This is a genomic window from Persicitalea sp. (assembly GCF_041751555.1).
GTDB lineage: Bacteria > Bacteroidota > Bacteroidia > Cytophagales > Spirosomataceae > Persicitalea.
This window is the reverse complement of the sequence record NZ_JBGSXF010000505.1, coordinates 1-7,373: the sequence shown is the minus strand read 5'-3', so window position 1 is coordinate 7,373 and position 7,373 is coordinate 1. Positions and strand designations below refer to the sequence as shown.

The following is a 7,373-nucleotide window of genomic DNA, read 5'->3' as shown; positions in this document are numbered from 1 at the left end:
GAGGCTGCGAAATAAACCCCACATTATGAATTTAGAAATAATAACCCCCGATAAGAAGGTGTTTGCTGGCGAAGCGAATGCTGTGACTTTCCCCGGCACCGAAGGCCAGTTTCAGGTACTTGACAATCATGCTCCACTGGTCAGTACGCTGGACGTGGGCGATGTAGTTGTGGAAACTACTCCTGGTGCTACCAAGCAGGTCTATCGCATCGACGGTGGGGTTGTGGAGGTTTTGAAGAATAAAGTGCTGGTACTAGCCGAGGCTATCATTTAGTAGTTTTTGGTCTTTTCTGATATTTGAAAACGCAGATCGCGTAGTCTAATGGGCTACGCGATCTGCGTTTTTTGTTTGTGTGTTCTGCGGTTAATGTTCAGTATTAAACACCAAAAAAGGCCACGGACTTGTCCGTGGCCTTTTTACAAGATATTAGCTCGATAAGCTATTTCGTCGCAAACTTCCGGTAAAGCCAAAGCAGCAATACTGCGCCTAAAATGGCAATGAATAAGCTACCGAAGTTGAAACCATCCACCGAGCCAAAGCCCAGCGCGCTCGAGATGAAGCCGCCGACGATGGCTCCCGCGATGCCGATCAGCATCGTGACAATGAAACCGCCGGGGTCTTTGCCAGGGTGAATAGCTTTGGCTATGCCGCCCGCGATGAGTCCAACGATAATCCAGGTTAAGATTCCCATGTGTTCTTTTATTTTTTAGAGGTACGTAATGAGAGAATACAAAAAGTGCTTAACGCACGGCTCAGAGTAAACAAAAAACCATGCCATCGAGATTATACTCATTAGCATGGTTTTCAAAATAATAGGAAGTAAAGGGCGCTACTGGTTCGGCAGTGTGAAGAACATGTTGCCGCCCGCTGCCTTTCGGTCGATGGACGAATAGACTTCTGGGCCAACCTTAGGCTGCTCCTCACTTTCGTCCAGGCCACGCCGAGCAACGCGGGTACCGAAAATCTGAAACAGCGCCTCACCCAGTAATGGGTCGTGCGGATCGCCGTAGGGATACAACAGGGTACCTTCAGTTTTGACCACGTTTGGCTCGAAGCCCGCCGTGTAGTCAGAGCTGCGCTGACTGTTCGACGAGCGTGATACGATGGGCTGGATGCCCCACTTTATGCGGTTTGTCTTGTCGGAAAGCGTGATGGAGCCTACGTTCTTACCTACCGTTTTTCCTCCCACCAAAAATACTTCCATGAATGGTTTTAAGCCATTGATGAGCAGTTCGCTGGCTGAGGCCGAGGAAGTAGAGGTCAAGAAAAAGACGCGGTTAAGGCTCCCTCCCAGGTTCTGACTCTTGCTCAGGAAATTGTCGTGGAAGAAATCTTTACCATACTGCTTTTCCAGATCGGGCGTGACGGTCTTGTTGTATTCTTTGTAGTAAAAAACGTCTTTGTCACTTACGCCCTTGCCCACCAGGCTTGCGATTTGGGTAGCTGAACTCACGTAGCCGCCGCGGTTGTAGCGCAGATCCATTACGAGTTCGTTGACGCCTTTGGCTTTGAAATCAGCAAAAATTTTCTCCAATTCCTGGTCGTAGGTCTTGGCGTTGCTGCCATTGGGGCCGGGAATAAACTGGTGATACACCACGTAACCCACCCGCTTTTCTCCTTTTACAAAAGTCGTATCAAAATACACCGGATTGGACTGAATCACGCCGGGCGTCGCGCTGCGAGTGGTCGAGGTCGACACTACCTTTTTGTCGGCATCCAAGGTACCCAGTGTAATCACTTTCGCCTCGTTACCAGTAGTCAGCAAAGCGCGGTAGTTGCCCACGCTGAGCTTTTGGCCGTTGATGTGGGTAAAAAAATCGCCGCGCTTGAAACCCGCCTTCTCAGCCGACGACCCTTTATCGACATAGGTCACGACGCCAAAAAGATCGTCTTGCCCCGTTACGTAGCGAATCATGCGATATTCCAGGCCCGTGGTGGTGGACTCGCCGCTAAGCGACGCCTTCAACTCGGCGGCGCTCTCCTGCAACCACGAAAAACGATCCCCATCGGGACGCAGCGAGGGGTCAAATTTGTAGAGGAGGGATTGAAAGAAGGTCTGCGGATCAGGCTTGAAGTCGGGTGATTCGGGCAATTTATCGTTCCAGAAGTACCACTGCTTCATGTTAGCGTGAATCCAATTGTTCACCTCCGTATCCGCCGGATTACCCGCTCGTACGACCTCGAACTTGTCTTTCCGGCAAGAAACCAGCGAAGTGGTCAAAGCCAGAAACAGCAAAAAGTAGGTTTTTTTCAAAAACATAGTGGGTTGAATAGATGTGGGATTGGTACCGAAACAACGCAACGCGCTAACGTTCAGTTTCTGTAAACGCAAATCGCGAGGACAAATGTACATCGCGGAAGCAATACGCAAAGGAAATTTTGTATGGGAAGAAAAAGTCAGGCAAGACATTCCGCTTTTCGCCGTTATTACCTACGAAAAATAAAAGCAAAAAGCCCATTCTCACCTTGCCCATGAAAGCCCCCCGTTTAAAAAATTTTGGTACGATCCTGTGTGTTGGTGCATTGATAAGCGGAACTACCTCCGCCCAATCGACCGGAGAAGAAGCCGAATCTTTCGTCTGCAATTACGTCGGCAACGGTCGGCTGAGTTCGCCAAAAGAGATTTGCAACTACTTATCGTTTACGTCTAACCGTCACGCTGAGCGTGTGGTGGAGCGCATTCTGCAACCTGTGGGCCTGACACGGAATTTCGTGGTAGTCGAATGCCCCAACACCGAGAACTGCTTCGCTACCGTCGTGGATGGCCAGCGGTTCATCATCTACGACGGCCAGTTTATGAAGCAGGTAGAGAACCTGACTAATACCGACTGGTCAGCGATCAGCATCGTGGCCCACGAAATCGGCCACCACTTGCAGGGCCACACCATCGACGGCATGGGCAGCCGCCCGAGCAAGGAATTGGAAGCAGACCGCTTTTCTGGCTTCGTGCTGCACCAGTTAGGCGCGTCGCTGGACGAGTCGCTCATTGCGATCCGTACGCTTTCGAACGTAGAAAGTACCGATTCGCATCCGGGCTTGGGCGTTCGCGTAGAGGCTATTAGCCGAGGGTGGAACGAGGCGGAGAAGATGTACCCTCTGTTTAATAAAGTTCCGGCTTCGTTGGCAAATCCTAACATTACTGCATCTCGTAACAACAATGTACCATCGAGTACCTCCCGCCCTGAACCCAAGGCTCCCACTCCGTCCAGAGAAGAAGTCATCGAAACCGACATCACCTACCACGCTCCCAAAGGCTGTGCCTCGGGCGACTGCTTCAACGGACCAGGTATTCTGGTGCGCGAAAACCAGGAACGCTACGAAGGGCATTTTCAAAACGGCCGAAAGCACGGCTTCGGCGTGCAGTATTATCCTGGAGGGGCGGTTCGCTATAAGGGAATTTTCCGAGATGATCTCCGCTCCGGGGAAGGAACCTACTACTTTACTAATGGCGATAAGTACGTCGGCTTTTTCTTGAAAAACGTCCCGGATGGCAAAGGTACCTACTACTATTCCGATGGCGAGATCTTCGCCGGCAACTTCCGCAAAGGCATCCGCGAGGGATACGGCGTATTACAACGCGCTAATGGTTCCCGTCAGGCGGGGTACTATCGGGATGACGAGAGGGTTAGATGATTCGAGAAAGCTTCTTCAATCACCCCACACGCCCGTTCCATTTGTTCTTCGTTGATGACGAGCGGGGGTGCGAAGCGGATCTTGTTGCCGTGGGTAGGTTTGCAGAGTAATCCTTTATGCATCATGCTAAGGCATAAGTCGTAGGCCGTGTCGCTTTCTTCGGTGTCGTTGATGACAATAGCGTTGAGCAGCCCCTTCCCCCTGACCAGTTTTATCAAATCTGTTTTCCGGCGCAGGGCTTCCATTTTATTTCTGAAGATTTGACCCATCCGTTCGGCATTATCGGCGAGGCTTTCGTCTTCGACCACCCGCAGGGCTTCCATCGTCACCGCGCAGGCCAGCGGGTTGCCGCCGTAAGTGGAGCCGTGTTCGCCGGGACGCATGGTGAGCATAACCTCGTCGTCAGCCAGGGCAGCGGACACGGGCATCGTGCCACCCGACAGGGCTTTACCAAGTACCAAGATATCGGGCTTCACGTTTTCCCAGTCGCAGGCCAGCCGCTTGCCCGTACGGCCGATGCCCGTCTGCACCTCGTCGGCGATGAACAGCACGTTGTACTTTGTACAAAGTTCGCGGACGCCCTTTAAGTACCCTTCGTGCGGCACAACCACGCCCGCCTCGCCCTGAATGGGTTCCACCATAAAGCCCGCCACATTGGGATTTTTCTTGAAAATACTTTCCAGAGCGTTCAGGTCGTCGTAAGGTACCAGCACCGCGCCAGGCAGGAACGGGCCGTAGTCGGTAGTGCTGGATTTATCGGTCGAGGAAGAAATCGCCGCCAGCGTGCGGCCCCAGAAATTACCCGTGGCATAGACGGTCACGGCCTGATTATCCGGAACGCCTTTTACTTTATAAGCCCACTTGCGCGTGAGTTTAAGGGCCGTCTCGCCGCCTTCCACGCCCGAATTCATCATCAGTACCTTGTCGAAGCCGAAGTATTCTGCCATAAATTTCTCGCACTCGCCCAGAATATCGCTGTGAAAGGCGCGGGAAGTCAGCGTCAGTTTTTGCGCTTGTGTGATCATCGCATTCACGATGCGCGGGTGGCAATGTCCCTGGCTCACCGCGCTGTACGCCGACAGGAAATCAAGGTACTGATTCCCTTCCACATCCCAGACGTGAACACCCTCGCCGCGTTCCAGCACTACGGGCATGGGTTTATAATTGTGCGCGCCATACTTCCATTCCAGTTGCATGGCGCGTTCAGTAGCTTCGGAGTAAGTGGTATCTACGTAGTGCATTCGGAAAAATTAATTATGGTAGAGCCACGGCATGCCGTGGCTGGCCGATCGCGCCTGGCGGAAAAACAGGCGCAACAAATCGGGTTGAAAACAGGTTTTGGGGTAAAGTTAGCAAAACCTACTGCAAATTGAGTCAACCCGTCGAACCCACTCCCATAATGAGGCAAAGCAACGGCTTATCTAAAGATGATTTTTATATCAATGAAGAGGGTTTCATGGTTTTCACCGCTCTCTATCATCGAAAGAGGGGCTATTGCTGCCAAAGCGGTTGCCTGCACTGCCCCTACGGCTTCCGTGAGTCAAATGAATTAAAATAAATTTTTTAGAGCAGAAAATCGAGCCTATCGTTCTGGTTTTTAAATGTTTAACAAGAAGCATGAATTACAGACTAAGAATTAAGAACGACATCAACTTTGAACTTTAACCTCAAAAACTTACATTTGCACCCTCATTTGCAAAATTGAAAGATCATGGCCAGAGTTTGTCAAGTTTCCGGAAAAAGAACCCGCGTGGGTAATAACGTATCACACGCCAATAATAAAACGAAGCGTAAGTTTATCCCCAACCTACGGAAGAAGCGCTTTTATGTGCCTTCTACAGGCGAATGGATTACGCTCAAAGTAGCGACTTCGGTAATCCGTACCATCAATAAAAATGGTCTGGAAGCTACGCTTAGAAAAGCCAAAGAGAAAGGTACGCTAAGCTTGTAGTACTTGGCGCAAAGATATTTAGGAAAGCCTCTCCGGTAACCGGAGAGGCTTTCTGTGCTTATCCGCTGCCCGGCTGATTCAGTTCAGGCCGACGGTTCTCCCGTTCATCGCGGATATGTCCGGCTTGGTCACTTTCTCGCGCTAAACTTAAAGTACCCTACCTAAGTTTGTGTATTGGTTGCCGGGCAGATGAAGAAATAGCGGGTCTGAGTTGTCTCAGAAGCAGAAACAGAAAAACTAGATTTTGATGAAGAATGTAATCCGATTGGTGGTTTTGGGATTGTTGTTGCTATCAGGCGGCGCTAATGCGCAAGAAAAGTATACGGTCAGCGGCTATGTGAAGGATATCGCCAATGGCGAGGGGCTAATCGGCGTGTCTGTGTACGTACGGGAAGAAAGTACAGGCGTGACCACGAACCCTTATGGTTTCTACTCCATCACTTTGCCAGAGGGTGAATATTCGTTAGTATTTACGTACATCGGCTATCAGAAAATGACCGAAAACGTGACGCTGAATGCCGACCAACGCCGGAATGTAGAGATGTCAGCAGAAAGCAAGCAATTGGAAGAAGTCCTCATTTCCACCAGAAAAGAGGATGAAAACGTCCGCAGTCTGGAAATGTCGGTCAATAAAGTGGACATTAAAACCATCCGCCAGATCCCAGCCCTTCTGGGCGAGGTGGACATCATCAGAAGTATACAGCTATTGCCCGGCGTCACGACGGTGGGCGAAGGGGCTTCCGGCTTCAACGTACGCGGCGGTGATGTATCGCAGAACTTGATCTTACTCGATGAAGCACCCGTCTATAATTCTTCCCACTTGTTTGGTTTCTTTTCGGTCTTCAATCCCGATGCGGTCAAGGATGTAAAGCTCATCAAGGGCGGGATTCCGGCGCAGTACGGCGGACGGATTTCATCCATTCTGGATGTGCGCATGAAAGAAGGGAACACCAAGAAGCGCGAAATCAACGGTGGCATCGGTACTATTTTCTCGCGGCTGACCTACGAGCAGCCCTTCGCGGCGGGACGCGGGTCGTTTATTGTGGCGGCGCGGCGGTCTTACATCGACGTGCTGGCCAAGCCTTTCTTGAAAGGCGATTTGAAACAAACCCGTTTTAATTTCTATGACCTCACGGCCAAAGCCAACTACCGCATCAACGACAAGAACACGGTTTATGCGTCGGGGTACTTCGGGCGCGATGTGTTTGGGGCCAGCGTGTTTGGGTTTGGTTGGGGTAATGGTACCGCCACTGCGCGTTGGAATCACATTTTTTCCAACAAACTCTTCCTAAACCTTACGACCTACTACAGCAACTACGACTATTCCATCAATTCGGACCCCAACAATAAGACTCCCAATGACCGATTCGAATGGAATTCCAAAATTATCAGTACAAGTGTAAAGCCCGACTTCACCTACTACCTCACGCCCAACAACCAAGTCAGCTTCGGCGGACAGTACATCAACTACGACAGCCGCCCCGGCAACGCCTTGGCTGTCTCTAGCGGCGAGAGTCGCAACATCAGCCTCGACTCCCGCTTCGGCGACGAGTCGGCGCTGTACATCGCCAACGAGCAGAAAATTTCTGACCGCTTTTCGCTGCAATACGGACTACGCTACTCGATGTACCGCAACCTCGGGCCGGGTCAGATTTATCAGTACCAGGAATTTCAGGAGGGCGAACGCAAGTTTCCCGAGTTGCCGGGTACGGCGGTGGCCAATGGCGATGTCATAAAGCGGTACGGCAACTGGGAGCCAAGATTCTCCATGAATATTGGTCTGAGTTC

Annotated in this window: 8 protein-coding genes; 5 read left to right on the top strand and 3 right to left on the bottom strand. The window is 51.1% G+C overall.

Annotated features, from left to right (window positions below; all coding sequences use genetic code 11):
• The first annotated feature begins 25 nt into the window (after positions 1-25).
• Complete coding sequence (gene atpC, locus ACEW8P_RS17995; protein WP_373514461.1) at positions 26-274, top strand: ATP synthase F1 subunit epsilon; 249 nt, start codon at positions 26-28, stop codon at positions 272-274.
• Positions 275-440: 166 nt separating this feature from the next.
• On the opposite strand, the gene ACEW8P_RS17990 is transcribed toward atpC, so the two are convergent.
• Positions 441-692, bottom strand: coding sequence for a GlsB/YeaQ/YmgE family stress response membrane protein (locus ACEW8P_RS17990; RefSeq protein WP_373514459.1), 252 nt, complete (start codon positions 690-692; stop codon positions 441-443).
• Positions 693-830: 138 nt separating this feature from the next.
• A complete protein-coding gene (locus tag ACEW8P_RS17985) occupies positions 831-2,255 on the bottom strand; it encodes a S41 family peptidase (protein ID WP_373514458.1) in 1,425 nt (474 codons plus the stop codon).
• 218 nt (positions 2,256-2,473) lie between these two features.
• Here ACEW8P_RS17985 and ACEW8P_RS17980 point away from each other — a divergent pair, with 218 nt between their 5' ends.
• Complete coding sequence (locus tag ACEW8P_RS17980) at positions 2,474-3,634, top strand: hypothetical protein (RefSeq protein ID WP_373514457.1); 1,161 nt, start codon at positions 2,474-2,476, stop codon at positions 3,632-3,634.
• Here the strand turns inward: ACEW8P_RS17980 and rocD are convergent.
• On the bottom strand, positions 3,607-4,875 hold the full coding sequence (gene rocD, locus ACEW8P_RS17975) for an ornithine--oxo-acid transaminase (RefSeq protein ID WP_373514456.1): 1,269 nt from the start codon (positions 4,873-4,875) through the stop codon (positions 3,607-3,609). The genes ACEW8P_RS17980 and rocD overlap by 28 nt on opposite strands.
• Positions 4,876-5,033: 158 nt before the next feature.
• Between rocD and ACEW8P_RS17970 the strand changes: the two genes are divergently transcribed.
• From ACEW8P_RS17970 to ACEW8P_RS17960, 3 genes are all read left to right on the top strand, one after another.
• Positions 5,034-5,192, top strand: a complete 159-nt coding sequence (locus tag ACEW8P_RS17970; protein ID WP_373514460.1) for a DUF5522 domain-containing protein — start codon at positions 5,034-5,036, stop codon at positions 5,190-5,192.
• 153 nt (positions 5,193-5,345) lie between these two features.
• Positions 5,346-5,585 carry a 50S ribosomal protein L28 gene (gene rpmB / locus ACEW8P_RS17965; RefSeq protein ID WP_189562627.1) on the top strand — a complete coding sequence of 80 codons (240 nt, stop codon included), beginning with the start codon at positions 5,346-5,348 and terminating at the stop codon, positions 5,583-5,585.
• Between the two features lie 247 nt (positions 5,586-5,832).
• On the top strand, positions 5,833-7,373 hold a 1,541-nt coding region (locus ACEW8P_RS17960), incomplete at its 3' end, for a carboxypeptidase-like regulatory domain-containing protein (protein ID WP_373514455.1).

What these genes read in the sequence shown, in the direction of transcription:
- rpmB (WP_189562627.1), top strand. Translation starts at nt 5,346, where the DNA reads ATGGCCAGAGTTTGTCAAGTTTCCGGAAAAAGAACCCGCGTGGGTAAT.
- ACEW8P_RS17970 (WP_373514460.1), top strand. Translation starts at nt 5,034, where the DNA reads ATGAGGCAAAGCAACGGCTTATCTAAAGATGATTTTTATATCAATGAA.
- ACEW8P_RS17990 (WP_373514459.1), bottom strand. Translation starts at nt 692, where the DNA reads ATGGGAATCTTAACCTGGATTATCGTTGGACTCATCGCGGGCGGCATA.
- rocD (WP_373514456.1), bottom strand. Translation starts at nt 4,875, where the DNA reads ATGCACTACGTAGATACCACTTACTCCGAAGCTACTGAACGCGCCATG.
- ACEW8P_RS17980 (WP_373514457.1), top strand. Translation starts at nt 2,474, where the DNA reads ATGAAAGCCCCCCGTTTAAAAAATTTTGGTACGATCCTGTGTGTTGGT.
- atpC (WP_373514461.1), top strand. Translation starts at nt 26, where the DNA reads ATGAATTTAGAAATAATAACCCCCGATAAGAAGGTGTTTGCTGGCGAA.